At 49.5% G+C, this 22,078-nt stretch carries 19 protein-coding genes; 12 read left to right on the forward strand and 7 right to left on the reverse strand.

Going from position 1 to position 22,078, the window contains the following annotated elements; translation table 11 throughout:
- Window positions 1-54: 54 nt before the first annotated feature.
- The 3 genes from AC4BAN_RS00925 (at window position 55) to AC4BAN_RS00935 (ending at window position 4,272) form a co-directional block, all read left to right on the forward strand.
- The gene (locus AC4BAN_RS00925) at window positions 55-3,234 is read left to right on the forward strand and encodes an efflux RND transporter permease subunit (RefSeq protein WP_490562478.1); all 3,180 of its coding nucleotides are present in this window, start codon (window positions 55-57) and stop codon (window positions 3,232-3,234) included.
- A 129-nt stretch (window positions 3,235-3,363) separates the two neighbouring features.
- Window positions 3,364-3,624, forward strand: a complete 261-nt coding sequence (locus tag AC4BAN_RS00930) for an acyl carrier protein (protein WP_490562479.1) — start codon at window positions 3,364-3,366, stop codon at window positions 3,622-3,624.
- A gap of 165 nt (window positions 3,625-3,789) precedes the next feature.
- Window positions 3,790-4,272, forward strand: coding sequence for a DUF4126 family protein (locus tag AC4BAN_RS00935; RefSeq protein ID WP_490562480.1), 483 nt, complete (start codon window positions 3,790-3,792; stop codon window positions 4,270-4,272).
- 74 nt (window positions 4,273-4,346) lie between these two features.
- On the opposite strand, the gene AC4BAN_RS00940 is transcribed toward AC4BAN_RS00935, so the two are convergent.
- The 4 genes from AC4BAN_RS00940 to AC4BAN_RS00955 form a co-directional block, all read right to left on the reverse strand.
- Window positions 4,347-5,417, reverse strand: coding sequence for a fatty acid desaturase family protein (locus tag AC4BAN_RS00940; RefSeq protein WP_490562481.1), 1,071 nt, complete (start codon window positions 5,415-5,417; stop codon window positions 4,347-4,349).
- A gap of 192 nt (window positions 5,418-5,609) precedes the next feature.
- The gene (locus AC4BAN_RS00945) at window positions 5,610-6,368 is read right to left on the reverse strand and encodes a metallophosphoesterase family protein (protein ID WP_490562482.1); all 759 of its coding nucleotides are present in this window, start codon (window positions 6,366-6,368) and stop codon (window positions 5,610-5,612) included.
- Window positions 6,369-6,371: 3 nt separating this feature from the next.
- Window positions 6,372-7,127: a nucleotidyltransferase gene (locus AC4BAN_RS00950; protein WP_490562483.1), complete on the reverse strand. Its 756-nt coding sequence runs from the start codon at window positions 7,125-7,127 to the stop codon at window positions 6,372-6,374.
- A gap of 233 nt (window positions 7,128-7,360) precedes the next feature.
- The gene (locus AC4BAN_RS00955; protein WP_490562484.1) at window positions 7,361-8,572 is read right to left on the reverse strand and encodes a glycoside hydrolase family 2 TIM barrel-domain containing protein; all 1,212 of its coding nucleotides are present in this window, start codon (window positions 8,570-8,572) and stop codon (window positions 7,361-7,363) included.
- Window positions 8,573-8,957: 385 nt separating this feature from the next.
- Between AC4BAN_RS00955 and AC4BAN_RS00960 the strand changes: the two genes are divergently transcribed.
- Together AC4BAN_RS00960 and AC4BAN_RS00965 are read left to right on the forward strand one after the other, a co-directional pair.
- Window positions 8,958-10,691 (forward strand): glycosyltransferase family 2 protein, encoded by a 1,734-nt coding sequence (locus AC4BAN_RS00960; RefSeq protein WP_490562485.1) that lies wholly within the window; start codon window positions 8,958-8,960, stop codon window positions 10,689-10,691.
- A gap of 113 nt (window positions 10,692-10,804) precedes the next feature.
- Window positions 10,805-11,734 (forward strand): dermokine domain-containing protein, encoded by a 930-nt coding sequence (locus tag AC4BAN_RS00965; RefSeq protein WP_490562486.1) that lies wholly within the window; start codon window positions 10,805-10,807, stop codon window positions 11,732-11,734.
- Between the two features lie 87 nt (window positions 11,735-11,821).
- On the opposite strand, the gene AC4BAN_RS00970 is transcribed toward AC4BAN_RS00965, so the two are convergent.
- Together AC4BAN_RS00970 and AC4BAN_RS00975 are read right to left on the reverse strand one after the other, a co-directional pair.
- Window positions 11,822-12,616, reverse strand: a complete 795-nt coding sequence (locus tag AC4BAN_RS00970) for a glycoside hydrolase family 25 protein (protein WP_490562487.1) — start codon at window positions 12,614-12,616, stop codon at window positions 11,822-11,824.
- A 33-nt stretch (window positions 12,617-12,649) separates the two neighbouring features.
- Window positions 12,650-13,768 (reverse strand): alanine racemase, encoded by a 1,119-nt coding sequence (locus AC4BAN_RS00975; protein WP_490562488.1) that lies wholly within the window; start codon window positions 13,766-13,768, stop codon window positions 12,650-12,652.
- A gap of 254 nt (window positions 13,769-14,022) precedes the next feature.
- Here AC4BAN_RS00975 and AC4BAN_RS00980 point away from each other — a divergent pair, with 254 nt between their 5' ends.
- Both AC4BAN_RS00980 and AC4BAN_RS00985 read left to right on the forward strand, forming a co-directional pair.
- Complete coding sequence (locus AC4BAN_RS00980; protein ID WP_490562489.1) at window positions 14,023-14,556, forward strand: CopD family protein; 534 nt, start codon at window positions 14,023-14,025, stop codon at window positions 14,554-14,556.
- A gap of 54 nt (window positions 14,557-14,610) precedes the next feature.
- The gene (locus tag AC4BAN_RS00985) at window positions 14,611-15,249 is read left to right on the forward strand and encodes a hypothetical protein (RefSeq protein WP_490562490.1); all 639 of its coding nucleotides are present in this window, start codon (window positions 14,611-14,613) and stop codon (window positions 15,247-15,249) included.
- Window positions 15,250-15,424: 175 nt separating this feature from the next.
- Here the strand turns inward: AC4BAN_RS00985 and AC4BAN_RS00990 are convergent, their stop codons facing one another.
- Window positions 15,425-17,200, reverse strand: coding sequence for an aminopeptidase P family protein (locus tag AC4BAN_RS00990; RefSeq protein ID WP_490562491.1), 1,776 nt, complete (start codon window positions 17,198-17,200; stop codon window positions 15,425-15,427).
- A 225-nt stretch (window positions 17,201-17,425) separates the two neighbouring features.
- Between AC4BAN_RS00990 and AC4BAN_RS00995 the strand changes: the two genes are divergently transcribed.
- The 5 genes from AC4BAN_RS00995 (at window position 17,426) to AC4BAN_RS01015 (ending at window position 21,999) form a co-directional block, all read left to right on the forward strand.
- On the forward strand, window positions 17,426-17,809 hold the full coding sequence (locus tag AC4BAN_RS00995; RefSeq protein WP_490562492.1) for an Hpt domain-containing protein: 384 nt from the start codon (window positions 17,426-17,428) through the stop codon (window positions 17,807-17,809).
- A gap of 47 nt (window positions 17,810-17,856) precedes the next feature.
- Window positions 17,857-18,228, forward strand: coding sequence for a response regulator transcription factor (locus tag AC4BAN_RS01000; RefSeq protein WP_490562493.1), 372 nt, complete (start codon window positions 17,857-17,859; stop codon window positions 18,226-18,228).
- Window positions 18,225-19,460 carry a YaiO family outer membrane beta-barrel protein gene (locus AC4BAN_RS01005; protein WP_490562494.1) on the forward strand — a complete coding sequence of 412 codons (1,236 nt, stop codon included), beginning with the start codon at window positions 18,225-18,227 and terminating at the stop codon, window positions 19,458-19,460. The genes AC4BAN_RS01000 and AC4BAN_RS01005 overlap by 4 nt, the downstream gene beginning before the upstream one ends.
- 458 nt (window positions 19,461-19,918) lie before the next feature.
- On the forward strand, window positions 19,919-20,566 hold the full coding sequence (locus tag AC4BAN_RS01010) for a HEAT repeat domain-containing protein (protein ID WP_490562495.1): 648 nt from the start codon (window positions 19,919-19,921) through the stop codon (window positions 20,564-20,566).
- A complete protein-coding gene (locus tag AC4BAN_RS01015) occupies window positions 20,563-21,999 on the forward strand; it encodes a glycosyltransferase family 2 protein (RefSeq protein WP_490562496.1) in 1,437 nt (478 codons plus the stop codon). The genes AC4BAN_RS01010 and AC4BAN_RS01015 overlap by 4 nt, the downstream gene beginning before the upstream one ends.
- Window positions 22,000-22,078 lie beyond the last annotated feature (79 nt).

Consider the following 22,078-nt stretch of genomic DNA (forward strand, 5'->3'; position numbering starts at 1 on the left):
CGGCATGTTTAAGGCTGGTAAAAGCAATAACTTCTTTTAAAGAGAAAATATAAAATGAACATAACAAAATTATCGATACAGCGATCAACCCTGGTGGTGGTGGTGTTTACCGTCCTCACGCTGCTCGGGGTGGTCAGTTACCAATCGCTTAACTACGAGCTGTTACCCAAGTTCAGCCCACCGGTGCTGACCATCAGCACCATTTACCCGGGTGCTTCGCCGAACGAAGTAGAGAACTCGGTCACCAAAGAGATTGAAGACGCGCTTTCGTCGCTGGAGAACGTGAAAGAGATGAAAAGCACCTCCCTGGAGAGCTTTTCGATCATCACCATCCAGCTGAAACAGGGCACCGACGTAGACCTGAGCTTGCAGGACGCACAGCGAAAGATCAACACCATTCTGGCCAAACTGCCGGATAACGCCGATGCCCCAACGCTGAACAAGTTCGATTTCGACGACCTGCCGATCATCAAGATGGGAGCCACATCAAACCTGCCGGCCACCGAGTTCTATGACCTGATCGACAAAAAGATCAAGCCGGAGCTGTCGCGGGTGCCCGGTATGGCTGCCATTAAGATTCTGGGCGGTCAGGAGCGTGAGATCAAAGTAAACATCGATGCGGATAAACTCGAGGCCTACAACCTGTCTATCCTGCAGGTGCAGCAGAAGATCCGCAACTCTAACCTCGACTTCCCGACGGGTAAGATCAAGCAGGAAAGCGGACAGACACAGATCCGTTTGGCCGGCAAGTTCCAGTCGCTGGACCAGCTGAGCAACCTGATCATCCGCGAAGACCAGAACGGCATTGTGCGCCTTGCCGACGTGGCCGAGGTGCAGGACACGCAGAAAGACGTGGAGGTACTGACCCGTAATAACGGCAAAGCATCTGTGGGTATCACCATCCAGAAGCAGTCGGATGCCAACGCCGTGGAAGTGAGCCGCCAGACAAAAGAGGCGCTTGCCAAACTGGAGCAAACATACGCAGCCCAGGGCCTGAACTTCAACATCGCCAACGACTCCTCAGATTTTACGCTGGAGGCAGCCGACTCGGTGATGCACGACCTGCTGATTGCGGTTATACTGGTGGCTGTCGTGATGCTGCTGTTTTTGCACTCACTGCGCAACGCTATTATCGTGATGATCTCTATACCGGCATCGCTGGTGGCAACTTTCATCGGCATGTACCTGCTGGGCTACTCGCTTAACCTGATGTCGCTGCTGGCGCTTTCGCTGGTGGTGGGTATACTCGTGGACGATGCCATTGTGGTGATCGAGAACATTCACCGCCACATGGAGATGGGTAAAAAACCGGCGCAGGCTGCCTACGACGGTATCCGCGAGATCATGGCGACGGTTACGTCCATTACCCTGGTGATTGTGGTGGTGTTCATCCCGATTGCCCTTTCCTCCGGTCTGGTGTCTGATATTCTGCGTCAGTTTGCGGTGGTGGTGGCGGTGGCAACCATGATCTCGCTGTTCGTGGCCTTTACCCTGATTCCGCTGCTGGCCAGCCGTTTCTCCAGGTTAGAGCATATATCTGACCAGAATATATTCGGACGGTTTATACTTGCCTTCGAGCGCTTGCTGGACAGCATCATTGATTGCTTTACCGCCGCACTGAACTGGGCGTTTAATCATAAGTTTATCACGCTGGCCCTTACCCTGTTAATGCTTGTCGGTTCGTTTATGCTGGTTCCTTTTGGCTTTATCGGATCGGAGTTTATTCCTGCCGGCGACCGTGGCGAAGTAAGCTTGCAGCTGGAGCTACCCAAGAACGCGACGGTAGAGCAAACCAACTTTGCCACCAAGCAAGTGGAGCAATACCTGCAGGCTATCCCGGAAGTAGAGAAGGTGTTCACTACAGTAGGTACTACCTCATCGGCACAGGCTGGCCAGAACACCGCTTACAAAGCAGACGTTTCGGTTTCGTTGGTTGATGTGAAAGAGCGTGACTTCAGTACTGAGCAGTTTAGCCGCCAGGCCAAGGCCGACATCGAAAGCAAGTTACCGAACGTGCAACTGACACCGGTTCCGGTAGGCCTGGTAGGAACCTCCCAGGCGCCGATCCAGCTCATCATATCCGGCTCAAACCTAGACTCGGTGATGACATTCGCGCAGCAAGTGATGCACATCACCGAGGGCGTGCAAGGCACAGCCGACGTGGAGATGTCGGTGGAGGGCGGAAACCCGGAGATTGAGGTGGTAGTGGACCGCGACAAGATGGCCAACGTTGGCCTGTCATTGGAGAATGTGGGCGCAAGCATGCAGCTGGCTTTCAGCGGCAACTCAGACGTAACCTTCCGCTCCGGCACCGAAGACTACGACATCAACATCCGCCTGGATCAGTTTGACCGACGCAGCGTAACCGACATAGGTAACCTGTCTTTTGTGAACAGTAAAGGCCAGGTGGTTCGCCTGGCCCAGTTCGCCGATATCAGGCAGTCCACAGGCCCATCGCAGCTGGAGCGTTACAACCGGGTGACTTCGGTAAACGTGAACTCGCAGGTGATCGGGCGTCCGTCTGGTTCGGTGGGTGCCGATATCATGACCAAGATTGCCGAAGTGAAAATGCCTGACGGCGTCAGCATTGAGGTTGGCGGTAACCAGAAGAACCAGAGCGAAGGTTTTGGCACACTGGGTATTGCCTTGATGGCCTCCATCATTTTCGTGTACCTGATCATGGTGGCGCTGTACGACTCGTACGTGTACCCGCTGGTGGTGCTGTTCTCTATTCCGCTGGCTATTATCGGTGCCCTGCTTGCCCTGGCACTGGCCGCGCAGTCGCTGAGCATTTTCTCTATTTTGGGTATTATCATGATGATCGGACTGGTAGCCAAGAACGCCATTATGGTAGTGGACTTTACCAACAAGCTGAAAGATGAAGGCGTATTCGTGAAGGAGGCGTTGATTGAGGCGGTGCGAATCCGTTTCCGTCCGATCCTGATGACGACGCTGGCGATGGTGATCGGTATGTTGCCGATTGCACTGGCAGGAGGCTCTGTGGCCGCCACAAAAAACGGCCTTGCCTGGGCTTTGATCGGAGGCCTGAGCTCCTCCATGTTCCTGACACTCATTGTGGTGCCAATCATCTACTACGGCTTCGACCGTGTACTGGCCAAGTTCGGCTTAGACAAAAAGACGCATATCGAGCTGGAGGATAAGTCGCTGGAAGAGCTGGAGCACGAGACAAAGGAGTTGGAAGAGAAGAAGATGGCGCACGAACTGGTGCATTAAATTTATCGGAGTAGTAGTGTGGCGAGCAAGCCTCACTGCTACTCCGGTTAATAAACGCAGCTAGAGATACCTTAACGTATTTAAAACCTGTCTCTGCACACGTAATAAAATTTGGTTAAAATTGGCATTATGAGCACATTTAAATTTTCTACGCAGTCCATTCGAGAGGAGGTCATCCACATTATCAGTTCGCTTAAAAGAATAAAACCTGAAAAGCTGCATGAGGTCAATGACCTGACAGCGCTGAACTTCGACATTTTGGATGTGGTGGATATCATTCTGGAGGTGGAAAAAACCTACAGCATCTACATACCGGATGATGTGCCGGTTTACACGGTAGATGACTTTGTGAATTTCATTAGCAAGCAAACCATGGATCCGGCTAGCTGATCTTTATTAAAATATAAAAGTATAAATGCGAAAAGGAGCTGAATAGTATTCAGCTCCTTTTTTATGTTATGAGGCTGCTTTTTGCAAAGGCGCTTGTTAAGTCGACTTTAGAAAGTCCTTAAACACGAATCGTTTTTACCGTATACAGCTAATAAAGGAAAGACGATGCTATACGATAAAGACAGTTACATTTGGAAGACCATAGGATTAGGGGCCATTGCAGGAATGCGGGCCATATCGGCTCCTGCCCTACTGAGCAATGAGTTAAGCAGGCTCCCGACGGCGAGGTTGTCTGAAAGCCCGTTGCATTACATGCAAGCAGGGGTAGTAGCTACCGGGCTCCAGGTGATCGCCGCCTCTGAAATGCTGGGCGACAAGCTTCCGGGTATTCCGGATAGAATAAGCTCCCCTGCTTTACTGGGACGGGCGGCTTCAGGCGCCCTGGTGGGTGCCACCCTGTATAAGGCCAATAAAGGTAGAGCTATTATCGGCGCATCGTTAGGTGCCGTGGCTGCAGTAGCGGGAACGTATGCTAGCTTTTACCTCCGAAAATTCGTCCGGGAGCATACCAATTTTCCGGATGCGTTCAGCGGCGTGATTGAAGATGCTATATTGCTCGGCAGCGGGTTGGCCATCACAAAAAGCTAGCCCGGCGATTAAAGTATAAAACCACAAAGCCACTCGTATGGGAGTGGCTTTGTGGTTTTATACTTGCAAAGGCCTCATGCCCTGGAAAGCTGCTTTAAATGCGATACGTGCGAAATAACGGCCAGGCGCATACCTGGAATGTTATGGTATGGGATGTTAAAATCTGCACAGGCCTGCGCTACAATCTTACTCAGGGCCGGGTAATGAATATGAGATATCTTGGGGAAAAGGTGATGCTCCACCTGAAAATTGAGTCCGCCGGCAAACCACGTTACCAGTTTGTTATTGGTGGCGAAATTGGCAGTTGTACGTAACTGATGGATTGCCCACTCATCCTCCATTTTGTTGGTAGCTATTTCAGCAACCGGAAAATGCGTTTCACGAACAGTATGTGCCAACTGGAAAACGATGCTCATGACAAAGCCAACCACAATGCCATAAATAGCGAAGCCTAGCAGCCAAGGCAGAAAGCCGACGGTGTAGATAGGCAGCACCGCGAAAAACAGCACGTGGGCAACCTTAAATCCCCAAAAACTAACATGGTCTTTGGTCTTCATCTTTTTCAGCGGCATGGCTCCTACTTTTTGGGTAAAGTATTTTTGGTAATCAGAAAAGAAAACCCAGAAGAAGAAAAGCAGGGAGTAAGCCGCCCAGAAATAAAAATGCTGAAAACGATGTATCTTTCGCAGTTTTTGTGTTTCGCAAAGTCTTAAGAACGGCCCAGCGTCCAGATCATCATCTATGCCGTCGATGTTTGTATAGGCATGATGAATCACATTGTGCTTGGTATTCCACATAAACTCATTCGCGCCCAGCACGTTCAGGCAGAGGCCTGCCATCTCGTTCAGCTTCTTTTTCTTACTAAAGCTGCCATGCGAGCCATCATGCACCACATTAAAGCCAATACCTGCGGTTAGTCCGCCTAGCATTGCGCACTCCAGCAAACCAAGCAAAACAGAGGCCGGGGTAAAGAAAACCAGGTGAACGTAGATCAGTAACAGGCTGAGAGTTAACACAATAGCCTTGGTGTAAAGTTTATAGTTTCCTGTGGTTGAAATACCCTCCTCCAGGAAATAATCGTTTATTCTTCTTTTCAACTCAGCATGAAAGGAATCTTTTTGTGCTCTGAACTTCGGTGCAATCATAGGTGATAAATAAGCAAGTTAACGTCTGTTTATATTGTTACGGATGGGCACATTAAAACAGGTGTTAAAGATAACACATATTTCTAACAATACTTTCAAACGTAAGAAGGGCTTGTTGTTAAGAGAATACCAGGCAATTCAGTCAGAAAAGCTAATATCCTGTTTCTATCAATTCCAGTGCAATAGTTGTGCCTATAATTCAAGCAGGTAAAAAGGAAAAGCGTAGCCTTCCTTATCCAATATGGGCTTCGACACATTAAAAACTTTCACACCCTTTGAGGTTTCCCCTTGCAGGGTGCCGATATGGGCATGGCCGTGAAAAGCCGCCTCAACCCCACGGCGGTTTAAAGGCTCAGCCAGGCGTGAGGAGCCCAGGAACGGGAAGATTTGCTCTGGTTCGCCCACTACGGTTGCTTTAATGGGGGCATAATGCAATAGAACCACTTTTTTAAGGTCTTCATGCTCACTGTCCAGCCTGGAGAGGGCACCATCCAGTTTGAGGGCCTCATCTACAGCCTCCTGCACAAAATCCTTGATCATCTGCTCACCAAACATACCTAACATCCCTTTGTCGAAACCACCTCCAAAGCCCTTTACCCCCGCAAAGCCAATGTTACCCAGCACCAGGTAGTCCCCATCCAGTAGGTGCACGTCCTCCTGCACCAGTATGCTCCGAATCTCCTCCTGCTGCCCACGCTCGTAGTCATGGTTACCGAGTACTGCGATCACCGGAATGTTGCAGGCCTTTAATTCATGGGCCAGCACCCGGGCTTCCGAAACCCTGCCGGTATCAGTCAAGTCGCCGCACAGCAGCAGAACATCCGCCTTTTCCGAAACTTCCCTGAAAAAACCTTCCCATTTCCCCGTATCGTTTTCCCGGACATGTATGTCGCCTACGGCGGCAATCTTCGTGCTATTTCCCTTTACTTTTTCCTTTGGTGCCTTTGTCATACTTTAAACAGATCTGATGGTAACCACTTTATAGTCCCATTCTATTATATCGGTTGCATATTGAGTCTGATCAATCAAGGGGCCGCGGCAAATTTTCTCCAGCGGAACCGGCATGTCATATTGTTCCTGCGCCCTTTTCATTAACTCATCAAACAACCACTTGGGTACCAGGTCGCGCTCTGAAGGATAAACAAACTGGAAGTTGAGAATTTGTGCCAGCACCAGTTGCCAATGTGTTTCCATATGCGTCCAAAGCCATTTCCAATCGAGTTTCTGGCCATAGCGCAAAATAATGTGGTTAATATCAGCTCCATCGAAGCGCTCGCGGTTCTGCACGTACAGTTTAGACCAGATCAGGGCCTCAGCCGGTATAACGCGGACCTTAAATCCTAACAACTCACTTTTCACGGATCGCTCAAACCAACCGTCGTCCACTGTGCAATGGTTTCCGGGGTTATTAAATATGATATCCATGAAGTATTCACCGCAGATCGCTTTGGCCAGCCAGCGTGAGTCCGTCAGTTCTGTGTCATAGCCGTTGGCTTTAAAAGCCTTTAGAATGGCAGGGCAGTCGCCTGATCTGCAAAAAACATCCAGGTCCTTCGTATCGCGCATCAGGTCTGTGTACAACCGTAGAGCAAAACCCCCTCCCACCAAAAACTCCACTTTACTCTCCGTCAGTATTTTCAGGGCGTCCTTGTAAAAATCATGCGCCTTACGTTGGTGCACTCCGTCGTTCAATTCAATTACTTTTGCCATTCTTATATTTCCTTCTTCCCTGTCTCTAAATAAAAGGCCCTGTACAAATCATGAAAGGCTTATGCAACCTGTATGCTAATTTGCACTAAGCCAACTATACTCATTAGAGACATTTACTTGTTTAGAAAACAGATAGTTGTGAAATATTTATTTACGCAGCTGAGAACGAATCATAAGAATTGACAGGGAAGCAGGCGCTAAAGTCTTAAAATATAACTTTATTTATTTTTATTTTAATGGAGGGGTTTGTGTGTTACAAAGAAAGGGATGTTGGCAGTGGCCAGGTTATTATGGCCATCACGCACATTCACAAAAAGGCGGTAAGGCCCCTCCTTCCGGGGAGTGGTTAAAGAAATTTTGTCGTTCGCCACCGTGGCGATCAGGCCTGGCAGTGGGTTGGGTTTCACCTGTTGGTCCGCGTTGCCGTCCTGAACCTCCGCCTCAGGCAGAAGCTCCCAATCAATTTGCAGGGAGTCCTGATCCGGATCGAACGTTAAAACCTTTGCCTGAAATTTTTGCCCGGGTTTCAGGTAAATATGGTCAAAGGCAAAGCGTTCATCCAGGGTGGCGAACGCAATGTAGGGAGCCTCATTCTTTCTTTTTCGCTGGCTCCAGAGTTCTTCCATCACCTGTACGATTGCGGTTTCCTCGCCTAGTGGGTTGAATAAGGAAAACCATGTCTGGGTGGTTTCCTGTTTATTGCCCCACATAAAAATATAGGACCCCAGGCATCTGTCCTTATCCTGCAAAACGGTTTGCTGGTAGCGTTGCTTCACAAATTCTGCTTTCTCAGAGCTGGTTTGCTCGATGGGGGCCATCCACCAGGTATAATACGCTTCCCAATACCCCCGTGCGCCAAACTCCGAGATCACGTAGGGCCCTTGCCAATCGGTTTTAGCTAATTCTTGCTGGAGGTTGATTAAACTACCGAATGCGTTGATGGAGAGCACGTCCAGGGCGGGGCAACGGTCCGTGATCAGGTTAACCACTTTAAGGGGCACGTTCATGATTGTGGTGGTGGTTGGGTGGTCGGGATCTTCGGCATGGATCATCTCCGCCACCTGGTTCACGGCATCCCATACTTTCACATTGGAGCCTTCGGCGTACAACTCATTCCCGATTCCCCACATCAGCAAGGCCGGATGGTCCTTAAACCTCATTACCACCTCTCTCATTTCCTCCAGCTGCCGCTGCACTTGCTCTTTATCGTAGTAATTAAATCCTTCCCGTTCCCGTGCCATCCACAAGCCGAGCGTAACGGTTAAGCCCTGTTCCTGCGCCGCGTCAAGTACTTCTTTGGCATCCTCGGCATGCCACACCCTCACCGAGTTGCCGCCATAGGCTGCTAACCGACCATAATACGAATAGCCAGCTGCCCCTTTTATAAAGTATGGTTTGCCGTTACGGTAAAGTACAAACTGATTCTGCTCCTTGACCACCTCCACCTTCCTGCCTCTGAGAACATATTTGTTTTGCGCAGGAGATTTGGAGGAGCAGCTTAACCAGAAAATTAAAAATATACAGAAGAAAAGGAAGCCCAAAAAGGGGAAAAGGGACTTTAATTTTAACATAGGGTGAAAAAATAGAACTATATAAATATAGTGAACATATTTCGCTGAATCAGTCCAACTTTTAAAAGAATACAAGGTATAGTTACGGAGCCAAGGTTTATATGTTCCTGCTTTCGAAAGTCAATTTAATAAGAACAAACCTACCGCTGATTGAGCTAAATAAACTTCTATACCCTTGTTACGACATTCTAAAATGATGTCTTTTTTTTCACCTGATCAGCATCCACGTCCGGTAGTTTCACCTGACCTTGCCCCAAAATTGAGAGAAGTACGCATTATCAGGGCCATGATTCTACTGGGCCTGATTTGTATGGGCTTCTTCCTTTATTGGTTCTTAGACGAGGATCATATCGGCTATCCTCCCCTCTTCTGGCTCCTGACCGTTGCCCTGGGCTTTAAGCTGCTGCGAACCCTGCACGAGTGGTACCACTATTATAATGTAAGTGCCCCCACCCGGCCTGTGCTTACTAAAAGCTACTCCGTAGATATCCTAACTACATTTTGCCCCGGTGAACCGCACAGCATGGTGATCAACACCTTAGAGGCCATTCAAAAGATCCGCAATCCGCATACAACTTACTTATGTGACGAAGGCGACGACCCGCTTCTGAAAGTCGAATGTGAACGCCTCGGTGTAAAGCATGTTACCCGGGCTGTTAAAATTGATGCCAAAGCTGGTAACATTAACAATGCATTACGGCAGGCCACCGGAGACATCTGCCTGATCCTGGATCCTGACCATGTGCCGGATCCAGAATTTCTGGATGAAGTGCTTCCCTATTTTGAGGACCCGGAGATAGGGTTCGTACAGGTGGTGCAGGCGTACAGCAACCGGAAGGAGAGCCTGATCGCTTATGGGGCTGCCGAGCAGACTTACAGCTTTTATGGCCCCATGATGATGGGCATGAACAGCTACGGAACAGTGCAGGCCATCGGTGCGAACTGCACGTTCCGCAGAAAGGCACTGGATAGCATTGGCGGGCATGCTGCAGGTTTAGCCGAGGACATGCACACCGCCATGCAGCTACATGCCAAAGGATGGAAATCAACCTACGTGCCTAAAATACTGACAAGGGGCCTTGTTCCGGCAACGCTGGGCTCCTACTATAAACAACAGATCAAATGGGCACGCGGCACCTTTGAGCTGCTTTTTGCGGTTTATCCCAAACTGTTCAGGCACTTTACCCTGCGCCAGAAGATACATTACTTCACGCTGCCGCTGTATTACCTGTTCGGCGTTTTCAACCTGATCGATTTCCTGATACCCGTGATGGCGCTGGTGCTGGCCGAATTTCCATGGTATGTCTCTTTAGGGGAGTTCCTGGTCATGTTTCTTCCCTTCCTGCTTATCTCCATCTGTATCAGGCAATATGCCCAACGATGGTATCACGAGAAAAATGAAAAGGGATTTCACTTGTTTGGGGGGATTTTGAGAACGGGCACCTGGTGGATATTCTCGCTTGGGTTCATCTATGCTATCCTGCGCATCAAGGTACCCTACATCCCGACACCCAAAGATGATAAACCCAAAAACAACTTCCTGCTCAGTATGCCAAACTTGCTGGTATGCCTGCTAAGCATAGGCGCCATTGCGTACAGCCAACATGTATACGGTAACCTCTACGATAATTTTTATGTGCAGATGATGGCCGTGTTTGCTCTTACCAATGTAATGATCATCGGAACAATCGTTGTTATCGGGCAGGAAAGCTTTATGGAGTGGGTCAGGCGACATTTTGTGCATGCTTCTCTTTTGCGGCCGGTGCTCTCCCCTATCCGCATGCTAATCTGGAGGACGAGACATGGATTCTATGATGGGATCAGAAGTATGGCCATCGTGGTAGTGATCATCGCCTTTATCATTTCAGCAGGATACACGTTTGCCAAAGAACAAGTCTTGCACATCTGGTCAGAAACGCCGTTTAAGGAGGTGCCTGTAACCCAACAGCAAGAAAAGCAGCCCGTTTCGGTGACTTTAACCAACCACCGGTAAATGGCGGCCAGGTGATGTAAAGTTTCTGATGCCTCATTTATGTTAACCCCTGACTGTGGCTTTCGTTTAGATAAAAAGTAAAACGCATTTTATCAATTTTAAATCCGAAAGCTATGAACAGAAACGAATCTGACCGCTACGAAAGAAATCAGCGCGGCAATTACAACACACCACGCTCTGAGCGCTACAGACATCCCGAAAATGAAAGCAGGTACCGCTTCGACGACTACGGCTCCTCATCGAGAGGAGGCTACGGCGACGAAGGGCACAGCGGAACCTGGGGAAACCAGGGTAACGAAATGGGAGGTTCTCGCAACAGAAGCGGCCGTGATCAAAGCGGCACCTATAGCACAAGCCGGAATTTCGGCAACATGGGCAGCTATGGCGGAGCCCAGGGCTATGGGTCAGCTACAGGGGGGTATCCTTCTCAACGACACGAGAGCCAGGGTTCCTTGTATCACTACGAAAGCGGAATGGGCTCCACAGGCGACTCCAGAACAGGCAGGTCTCACCCGGACGCGCATCGCTCCTACGGCTACCGAAGCGATTACGACAGTGCTGGCTCCAACTTTAACCGCGAAAACGACTCCAGTCTCTACGGAGATAACGTATCCAGGCGTTTCCAGGGCACCGATCAGGGCCGCTACCACTTTAACCAGGACAGCGACCGGGACAGAAACAGGTCTGGCTACAGTTCAGGACGTAATCGCGAGAACTTTGGCTCAGCCAGTTACGGAGGCTCCGAGGGTAATTACATGGGCAGTGGCTATAACAGAACATCGGAGCAGGAGTATGGCACTGGCAATTACGGTTCCATGGGTTCTTATGAAAGAGGCAACTCCGGTAATGATGACTCCTACATCAGCAGTGGTTCTTTTAGTGGCAGCCGCGGAAAGCAGTATCCCAACGAAACCTATGCCCGCGATAAGTATAATACCAGGGTACAACACCCAGACAGCGACTATGATTATGACCCAAACCATAGTTTTAGAGGTAGCCAGGGCCGCAAACGCAACAGCGGGCGCGAGCATGATCGGTTCTAAACCTGGGGCAAAATTATTTTAACTTAAAGGAGGCAACGCTCGTGAGCGATGCCTCCTTTTTTGGGTGCGTAGTTGAAATCCCTTTACCTATTGTTTGCCCTGAATACAAAGGCTGCGCAGTTCGCGCATGCTGCCATAAAAAACATTACAGTCTACTTTACCGCCAATGCCATCTACTTTGCCCCGTTCGGTGTGTTGCCAAAAGGACAGTTTTGTTTTGTAGTCTTTCTCGAGTTTCAGTTTAGGCACTTCGTAATGGGCGATCCAGAGGGGATACTCGTCAAAGTAGCCTGCCAGGTTATCTTTGTAAAAAGAGTATCCGGTGTAAATGATGGGCCGGGTTCCGTATGCCTGCTCTACCTGGTTGAGCCATACTTTCAGGTCGCGCCTTAATTGCTCTGCAGGCTTTTTCCCCTTCCTTTCCACATCCAGCACAGGGGGCAGGTCGCCGGGCAGCAACGTAACGTTCGCAATAAAATTTGCTGCTTGCTTCTCCGGGGCCAGGTAGGGCAGATAAAAATGGTACGCTCCCCGAAGTATGCCGGCACTGCCCGCCCCTATCCAGTTGCTTTTAAACTGACTGTCCTGTAAAGTGATACCCTCAGAGGCCTTGATAAAAGCGAACGCAACCTGGTTCTCGCGCACTTTAGCCCAGTTCACCTCCTTCTGGAAATGCGAAACATCAACGCCGTACACCGAATGCCCCTCAGGCCACTTAGGCGGGGCTTTCGCTACAAAAAACTCTACGTATAGCACCAGCAGCACCAGCACACCCAGTGCTGAAACACATACCCAAAACCTGAGCGAGGCATTTTCGGGTTTCTTTTTCTTTTTTGTCCTGGCGCGCGTAACGCGTTTTGCAGGAAGTATAGGGGAAGCCATCTCGCTTATTTCTATTGGTTTATAAAGCGTGCTTTAGTTGGTAAATTCCAATGGAGGTATTCCGGACAGGTGTTCCAACTGCTCCCCTTCCAGGGTAGTAAAGCCACGCATCAGGTCAGCGGTCAGGCAGGAATGTACGGGGAGCACCCCTAATACATCGCCGATTTTATACTTGCTGAACATGTCCGGGGAAGCGTGCACGATGCCGTGCTCCTGAGACAGGGAAACCAGGTCTATGGCATCCAGTGGCTCCGACCAACCCTTGCTGTTAAGCGCTACAATACGGCCATAACTTGGCGAGGCGTCTTCGTGCAGCAATACATCCTTTGAAAAATGGACGCTGCCCCCGTACAAGATCAGCTCATTCCTTTCCGGGTGCATGGCCACGATGGGGCAGGCGAGGCAAACGGCAATGTCTTCGTAGGTGCAGGAGCCAATGCGTTGCTGGGTCAGGTCATAAAACACAAAATTGCCAGGCCTGATCTCATCCACACCGCTCAAATCGGGCAAAATGCTACAGGAAGGCGTATCGCCTATGGAAAGCTGCAGGTTTGGAAACTGCTTTTTATACCGATCCCGCAACAGGTGCAGCAAGTAGACTGAGGTGTTGTGAATCGTTTGGATGGCGTCTGTGTCTGTTTGCTTGTAGGTGTGCCCGTCGTGTACGATAAAACCCTCAAAGTGCAGCTTGTCGGACAGCTTGATCTCGGCAAGCAACTGATCGATACTTGTCTGGTCGTGCGGCAGGATGCCGGTTCGGCGGTAGCCTGTGTCTATCTTCAGCCAGACTTTCACGGGTGCGCGCAGCTTTTCAGCCAAGATCTGGACGGTTTCCAGGTTTACGGCCACGAGATGCAAGTCTATCCGGGCAGCCAGTTTATTTATACTTTCGATTTCCAGAACGTTGGCCGGGAATGCCACTAGGATATCCGTCCACCCGTGGCTGGCAAAATAAGCGGCCATGCGCACCGAGGACACGGTAATCGCCTGAACGCCATAATCACGGAACCACTCCCCTATCTGAGCCGACTGATGTGTTTTAAAATGCGGGCGCAACCGCACATTGTTATGGGCGGCTTTATCCGACATCCTATGGATATTATTCAGAACCTTTTGTTTATCAAGTAACAGGGTGGGGACGGTGATTCTCATGCTGCAAAAAACCAATTTGGTGCCTAACGTATGGTGAAATTAATAATCTTTAGCCAAACCTGCTTTACCTGCGCCCCGCTTTAATTTTGCCAGCTGCTGTCACCGGCCCTGAGAACACGCCATCTATACTTTTGCATAGATAACGTTCCGGTGCTGCACCTTAGAAAGCAACCTGTGGACCTGCGCTTTTTCGCAACCGCCGCTTTCTCGCAATTAAACATTTCAATTACCTTTGCAGAAACCCTGTTGCCCCCATGAGCTACTTCTTCTATATAAAAGCGCTGCACATCATTTTTGTAGTCACCTGGTTTGCGGGCTTGTTCTATATCGTGCGTTTGTTTATTTACTATGCAGAAGCCGCTGAAAAGCCAGAGCCGGAGAGATCCATATTGTTAAACCAGTTTGCGATCATGCAAAAGCGGCTGTGGTATGGCATTACCTGGCCTTCGGCTGTGCTTACCCTTGTATTTGGTGGCACCATGCTGTACCTGTATGGCTCCTTACCGGGCTGGCTCATTTGGAAACTGGCTTTTGTGGCAGGGCTGTATGGCTATCATTTTCTCTGCCACCAGATTTTCAGGCAACAGCAACAGGGCATTGTCCGGTATAGCTCTACGGCTTTACGCATCTGGAACGAGGTAGCAACGCTTTTCCTGATCAGCATTGTGTTCCTGGTGGTGCTGAAAAGCTCGCTGAGTATGCTTTGGGGTATTATAGGGCTCATTCTTTTCTCACTTATCCTGATGCTGGCCATCCGGATTTACAAGCGCCTGAGAGAGGCCCATTGAGGTATTATTAAGGAGTTAAATGAAATTTAGTACCTTTGTATAAAGCTTATTTATATGGATAATACAGCATTGAAGGCCAACGAGAGAGAATTAGTTAAGCTTATTCGTTTTTTTAGTAAGCGCGCCGCCTTGCTTATGGAAACCGGTGAGCTGAGCCAGGAACACGAGCAGCTTACAAAAGCCTGTGAGAACCTGGAAACGCAGCTGTACAGCCATGCAAAAAACCGTGCTGCCATCCTGGACAAGCGCGAGCGGCTGGAGAAGGTGATAGAGGACAATGCCCAGTGCCCCAAATGCGGCAAGGCAGACATGTTGAAGAAAAACGGCGTGGCCAGCAACGAACACGGCTGGAAGAGTAACACCTACCGCTGTCGCCGTTGCAATACCACCTTTACCTGGAACCGCCCGAACAACCCCTGGCACATGGTGGAGTTTTTGGAGCTGTACATTCAGGAGTTGGAGCAAAGCCTGTTGCAAGAGCAGCACGATGAGGTAAGGCAACATACCGAGGCAGCTATTCCCCAGTTACAGGATAGCCTGTTCCGCCTGCGCCCTGTGCTTCAGACCTCCGATGAAGAGGTTGAGGCCCTGACTGAAAAAGAACGCGAGATGGACAAGCTGATCCACCAGTTTAAAAATTACCTCCTGATCGAAAAGATCAAACTGGATACTTACCAGGAGCCAGAAGATTAGTGCGTTTAACAAACTCTCCAATTCTTAAACTGAGTAGGCATCAGCGATTGGTGCCAGTGCACTCGGATAATGTATGATGATGTGGCACTCTAAATAACACCTGCCAATATGAAAAGAGAGCGACTTTGTTTGCGTTAACAAACAAAGTCGCTCTCTGCTTTTAAGCAAAGGCTGGTTAGATCGGTTTCGCCTTCTCTTTGAGCCAGGCCAACTCATCCTCTTGCAGGTGCGGACCGAGTTTCTCCACTACTTCCTGATGATAGGCGTTCAGCCAGCTAATCTGGCGCTCGTCCAAAAGCTCCTTTTTCACAGGCGCGGTATCGATCAGGGCCATGGTCAGGTGCTCGAAAGTATAGAACTCGCCAAACGCATTTGTCTCATCCTGCACTGTAAGCACCAGGTTTTCGATCCGGATGCCATGTTTACCGTCACGGTATATCCCCGGCTCCACCGACGAGATCATGCCTAGTTCCAGGTCTACTGCCGTAGGAGATGCGTTCAGCACGTGCGGGCCTTCATGCACATTCAGGAAGAACCCGACCCCGTGCCCGGTGCCGTGCCCGAAGTTAATGGCGTGGTCCCAGAGCGGTTTGCGGGTTATCGCATCAATCTGATAGCCTTTTGTTCCTTTCGGGTACCGGGCTGTAGACCCGTCAATCATCCCTTTCAGCACCAGCGTATAATCCACCTGCTCCTCCTCTGTCAGGTTGCCCAACGACACCACGCGTGTGATATCGGTTGTGCCGGAAGTATACTGGCCACCGGAATCGACAAGGAATAAGCCATCCGGCTGCAGTTCTGCATCGCTTTCACTTGTCACGCGGTAATGTGGCAGGGCGCCATGTGCTTTGTATCCGGCAATAGTATCAAAGCTTTCCCCTACAAAACCATCCTGTTCGGCTCTGCACGCACGCACTTTATCAGCCACAGAAAGCTCGGATATCTTGGTTTTGCCTAAGTTCTCTTCCAGCCACTTAAAGAAGCGGGTCAGGGCCACGCCGTCCTTTATCATGGTTTTGCGGGTCTGGGCAATCTCCACCTCGTTTTTCCTGGCCTTAAAAAAAGTGGTTGGGTTGGTGTCCTGCACCACTCTCACCGACTTTGGCAGCAGTTTGAACAAGGCAAAGCAATTTCGCTTCGGGTCGATCAGCATGCTGCTGGCAGGCAGGTTGGCAATGGCTTTCTCTACCAGGTCATAGGGCTCTAGCTCTACGCCGGCATCCTGTAACTTCTGCTGATCCTGCCCGCTCAGTTTAGTCGCGTCAATAAAAAGCATGGCCTTATCCTGGCTGATCAGGGCAAAGCACAAGACCACCGGGTTACACTTCACGTCAGCGCCCCGGATGTTAAACAGCCAGGCCAGGTCGTCTAAGGAGGAGATCAGGTGATAGTCGGCCCTGCTTTTGGAAAGGGCCGCGCGCAGCCGCTCCAACTTGCTCCCCAGTGACTCGCCCACGACCTCCTCACCCACCAGATAGGCCGGTGCGTCAGGCAGTCCCGGCCTGTCGTTCCAGATAGGGTTCAGGTAATCGCGGTCGCTGTTAAGTTGCACACCCAACGGCGACAGGAGGGCCTCCAACTGTTGAGCCAGCCCCACTGAGATCAGTTTCGCATCATAAGCCACTGTGGCGCCTTCCTGCAAACGCTCCCCCAACCAGGTAATGTATTCAGGTGCGTGCTGCACCCCTAGCTTTACCAGTTCAAACCCGGTGCCCTCCAGCTGCTCCTTGGCTTGTACAAAATAACGGGCATCGGTCCAAAGCCCGGCAAAATCTTCTGTAATTACCAGGGTTCCGGCTGAACCCGTAAAACCCGAGGCAAATTCAATACACTTGTATCGGTCCGGGAGATACTCACTTATATGGGGATCTGCAGAAGGAATGATGTAAGCATTTACCCCCTCGCCCTTCATCTGGCTTCGGATAGCTAATAATCTTTCTTTGTAGGTCATATGCATCGTGTTACTGTTTGAGGCAAATTAAAGAAAGATCGGGAGAAAACCTGCATGCCATTCATTTGTAACACCGAATCGATTTCGTGGGGCCACTAAATTTCTTTTACCCTTTATTGTATAAATACCAATTTTATAATGACATTTGCAAGGATAGAATCACTGCCAACCTGGCGTGGTTCCGCTTTCATTTTAAGTAGGTTAGCCTAGCAATTAGATATAGAGATGAGTCAGAAACTTACTCCCGCATTTCCTGATGAAACCAATCCGTTGATGCTCTGTGACCTTGCATATTTGCACCGTATGTCAGGCGGGGATAAAAATTTTATAAAGGAGATGGTCCGGCTGTTTCTGACTCAAGTTCCCACGGAGCTGGAGAAGCTTAATCTGGCGGCAACGGAGGGTGATGTAGCGACAGCAAAAAATATTGCACATAAAATGAAGTCTTCTACCGCCATGGTAGGCGCTGAGAGCATGCAACTTGTAGTGAAAGACACCGAAGAAGCGATAGCGGCAGGACTTGGCAGCGCCGAGTTAAGTGCTTTACACAGAAGACTGGCACAAATATTTAAAGCCATACAGGTAGAACTGGAACCGCTTCTTGCTTAATACAGTTTAATATCCACCATACTTAAAATAATTTAACTTTCGGCGGAATGAAAATCCTGGTTATTGAAGACGACGAGATGATCCTGCTTGCGCTTGAATTCAGGCTTAAGAAAGAGAACTATGAGGTAGATATGGCGCGCACAGGCAAAGAAGCCCTGGAAAAGCTGAAGACCGGAAGCTATCATTTAGTCATAACAGACCTGATGCTCCCCTTTGTGATGGGAATGGAACTGCTTGCCTATATTAAATCGGTTAACCCGGACTTGCCCGTTATCGTGCTTTCTGCCGCCGACGAAGAAAGCACTGTGATGGAGGCATTTAAGCTGGGTGCTGACGATTTCATTGCCAAACCCTTTAGTCCCGGCGAGTTATCCTTGCGGGTGAAGCGTTTGCTCATTCGCAGTTCCTCTTCCCGATGAGACTCCCGCTGCTTACTTTTCTTTGCTGCCTTGCCGTGCTCACTTTTACCAGTAGCAGCGCTATTGCCCAGTCCGGATTAAACTCCGACTCTCTTTTGCAGGAAGCGCAGCAGCTGGCCTCACAAAAATATTTTGCAGCCGCACGCCAAAAGGCACTGCAAGTGCTGGCCATTGCGCCAGGTTACACTGACGCCACATTGCTGATCGGGCGCACCTATGCATGGGAACAGGCCTACGACTCGGCTCGCGCTGTACTTCTGCCTGCCCTGGCAAACACTGACGCTCCCCAGCAGGTGCTTTTGGTGCTGGCATCTGTCGAGCTATGGGACGGCAAACCTGCTCAGTCCCTGGGCTACGCAGAGCAAGGCCTGGCCTATGCGCCCACATCCGTTGAGCTCATACTTGCCAGGGCTTCCGCTTTGCGCGATCTAAAAAAATACCACGAGGCAACTGCCTTTTTAAAGGCTGCCATAGCCCAAAATATTTCGGACTCCAGCATTATAGCACTTAAAGCACAAATTGAAGATTTAGCCCGTCTGAACCTGATAGGCGTTAGTTACCAATTCTCAACCTTCGATCAGGACATTCCTAATTGGCAGCTGGGCACTGTGCAGTACACCCGCAACACCTCGAAAGGAATCCTTACTTCGAAACTGAATTACGCTGAGCGTTTTGGAAAAAGGGCAGTTCAGGGCGAGGTAGATGCCTGGCCCAGGTTGAACGATAAAACCTACGCTTACCTGAATGCCGGATTCTCTGCAAGCCAGCTCTTTCCTGATTTCCGGGCAGGCGCCGAACTTTACAAGATCCTGCCACACCACATGGAGGCCTCCCTGGGTTTCCGTTCCTTATTCTATGCGCAGGAAACCGTATGGCTTTACACAGGCCATGTCGGAAAGTATTTTAACAAATACTGGGTTTCAGTGCGGCCCTTCGTGCAATACCAACACGATAACTGGCAAGCCACCGGCATCTTACAGTTCAGGAGGTATTTTAAGCATGCCGATGAGTACCTGAATATGTCCTTCTCAAAGGGCAGCACACCTGCCATACAGGTTGCCTTGCAGGAGATAGACCGGTTGGATGCAACCAAAGTGGGTTTAGATGGACAGTTCCGTATAGGCCCAAAATTGCTTATGGGAGGAGCATTACAATATGAATGGGAGAAATACACGGAGAGCAGTTCCCGTAAACGTTTCTCTACCGGCCTTACTCTGCAACACAAGTTTTAAAAATGGAACCCCAGGGCGACATATCTTTTTTTCTGAGTATTCTGCCGCAAGCCAGTGTGCTTCGCACGAACATTATACTTTCGGCTACTTTCTTATCCATAACCGCTTTTCTTTTTGCCTTTATCACGATCAGCAGGTATATAGACAGATTCCGCCAGGCACGTACAAACCGTATCGAAAAAAATATCCAGTCTTTTTTATCTGTTTATATTTTTGAGGATACTCACACCCCGGAAAATTTGGGGGCTTTCCGGACTAGCTATGTCCTGAGCCCCAAAAACAGAGCTATCGTGTTAAAGAATCTACTGGCCCTGCATAAAAGCGTTATCGGTGCATCGGCTGAACAGTTGCATAAACTTTACAACCAATTAGGATTAAACAGATACGCAAAACAAAAACTTTATTCCCAGGATTGGAGTGATATAGCGACCGCCATTGGAGAGTTAGCACAAATGGATATGCGGGAATACGCGGAGCTTATCCGCTCTTTTGTAAACCATCCGCACCCGGTTATTAGGTCGGAAGCGCAAGTTGCGCTTCTAAAGCTTAAAAGCAACGGTTTAGTCACCATTTTGGATGAGCTGCAAGAGCCTTTATCCGACTGGCAACAGTTACAGCTAGCCCGCGCTGCCACAAAGGCAGAGCTCCTGACCATCCCTGAGTTTAAAAAATGGCTTAATAACGCCGAGGAGACCATTGTCGTTTTCAGTCTTCGCATGATCTCCTATTACGGGCAGCACAGTGCCCTCCCCCATATCATGCAGTTACTCGGGCACCCTTCTGAGCGGGTATTGGAAGAGGCTATTGTGACACTCCGAAACCTGGAAGCCCATGAGGCTGCACCTGTGCTAACCGGCATGTATGCGTGTGCGACTACGGTTATCCGCCTGGAAATACTCAAAACACTGCCTGTGATCGGAGGCCAGGAGACCATTCCCTTTTATGAGAAGCTTCTGCTGGATAGTGACAAACGACTTCAGGCGGCCGCCGCAAAAGCCCTTTTCATGAGCAGCCAGGAAGGGAAAGAAAAGATATTGGCTATTCAAAACGACCCGGACCATGTGATGCACGCGGTGGCGGCGAGTGCTTTAGGCTATACTTTATGAAAGAGCTGGCGCATTCCTATATAAGCCAGACAGCGGTGTTTTTTAATCACCTGGTCTTTCTGTATGCCATTAGCATTAGTTTACTTTATTTAGCCCTGGCATCGGTTTCTTTCATTGCCATGCGGGGTTATAAACGTCGCAACGGTTTCGTGGATTACAGATCGCTTTTATCCTCACAGTTTGCTCCCTCTGTCTCGTTAATTGCACCAGCCTATAATGAAGCGATGACCATTGTGGATAATGTGCGCTCTTTACTTGCCCTGCATTATAATAATTATGAGGTTATAATTGTGAATGACGGCAGCAAAGACAATACCCTCGATTTGCTGGTGGAGGCTTACGAATTGGAGAAAGTCGGCTGGTTGCTGCACGAACATGTGGCCACTAAACCTGTGAGGGGTATTTATAAGGCCAAAAACCCTGCTTATAACAAGCTGGTTGTCATAGACAAAGAGAACGGAGGAAAAGCAGACGCGCTGAATGTGGGTATCAACGTATCGGCCAACAAGTACATCGCCTGTATTGACGTTGACTGCGTACTGGAATCCGACTCCCTGCTAAAGCTGGTGAAGCCCTTTATGGAAGAAAATAGCCAGGTAATCGCAACGGGTGGCGTAATCCGGATCGCTAATTCCTGTGTGGTGGAAGACGGGCGCCTGGTGAAAGTAAAGGTGCCCGACAAGTTTATTGCCAGGGTGCAGGTGTTGGAGTACTTCCGCGCTTTTTTGATGGGGCGCATGGCCTGGGCGCACATCAACGGGCTGCTTCTGATATCAGGTGCGTTTGGCATGTTCCATAAAGCCACCGTTATCAAAGCCGGCGGTTACAATCATAATACTGTTGGCGAAGACATGGAACTGCTGGTGCGCATGCGACGCATCATGTACGAGGAAAAAAAACCCTGCAAAGTAGCTTTTATACCCGACCCGCTTTGCTGGACGGAAGCACCACAGACCTGGAGCATTTTAAATAAACAGCGAAACCGCTGGACCCGCGGCACTGCCGAGACCTTAATGCTGCATCGTAAGATGATTTTAAACCGGCGCTATGGTGTGTTAGGCATGATAAGCCTGCCGGTATGGGTTTTATATGAATGGCTTGCTCCCTTAATTGAGTTCTTCGGTTTGCTTTTTTTTCTTGCCCTTGCCTTGCTTGGCTATGCAAATTGGGTTTATTTTTTCTCCTTCCTTGGACTGGTTTATACTTTTGCCATCATGATCTCTGTGTTTGCTATACTTTTTGAAGAAAGGTCATACCAGCAATACAAGCATCCCAAATACATGCTCCGCCTCGTATTTACGGCACTCCTCGAGCCCTTCCTTTATCACCCGGTAACGGTTTGGTCTGCTGTTAAAGGCAACTACGACTTGCTTACAGGTAAAAAAAGCTGGGGAGAAATGACCCGGGCAGGTTTTGGGCAGAAGAAAAGTTAACACGCAGCGTTGCCTTCCAGAACGGGAAACACTGCACTAATCTGAAAACCACCCACAGTTACGACTACCTGTTACATGT

The sequence above is a fragment of the Pontibacter sp. GD13 genome (assembly GCF_058216355.1).